At 68.8% G+C, this 240-nt stretch carries 1 pseudogene; it reads right to left on the reverse strand.

The features are described from left to right. Nucleotides 1–197: pseudogene (locus tag ACSNOK_RS36020) on the reverse strand (enterochelin esterase); the annotation flags it as partial. Nucleotides 198–240 lie beyond the last annotated feature (43 nt).

Consider the following 240-nt stretch of genomic DNA (forward strand, 5'->3'; position numbering starts at 1 on the left):
GGGTTGAGCAGGGCCACCAGGCCGCAGGCCAGCGATCCCTGCCATTGCAGGTAGTCATGGCTGGTTTCATGCTCGGCCTGCGTGACCTCGTAGCCCTTGGCGCGCAGCACGTCGGCCAGGTGGCGGTTGGTTTCCAGGATGCCGTCCTGCCCGCCGCGTGTACGCTCGTAGCGGCCTGCATCCAGATAGAAGCGCACGGGCTGGCGCGGCTCCTGGGCATAGCGGCGCTGCACCCAGCCC

It is taken from the genome of Streptomyces sp. URMC 126, assembly GCF_051386555.1.
In the GTDB taxonomy this organism is placed as follows: Bacteria; Actinomycetota; Actinomycetes; order Streptomycetales; family Streptomycetaceae; genus Streptomyces.